This window comes from Vibrio sp. OPT24 (genome assembly GCF_015163545.1).
Classification (GTDB): domain Bacteria; phylum Pseudomonadota; class Gammaproteobacteria; order Enterobacterales; family Vibrionaceae; genus Vibrio; species Vibrio cyclitrophicus.
Window position 1 is genome coordinate 1 of the sequence record NZ_JADDYI010000063.1, and the last position, 210, is coordinate 210.

Genomic DNA, 210 nt, shown 5'->3' on the forward strand with positions numbered 1-210 from the left:
TGTTGGGCTATCGCCAAGCGGTAAGGCACTGGCTTTTGATGCCAGCATTCCCTGGTTCGAATCCAGGTAGCCCAGCCATTACAACGTTACTTAGACAAACCATAAGTCTTCTTAACTATACTCTTCGCTAGAGTAAAAGCTTTGCTGCGGTCGTGGCGGAATTGGTAGACGCACCAGATTTAGGTTCTGGCGCCGAGAGGTGTGAGAGTT

General features: G+C 49.5%; 1 tRNA gene. It reads left to right on the plus strand.

Annotated features, from left to right (window positions below):
- Window positions 1-3 precede the first annotated feature (3 nt).
- Window positions 4-78 (plus strand) — tRNA-Gln (locus IQO02_RS20030).
- Window positions 79-210 lie beyond the last annotated feature (132 nt).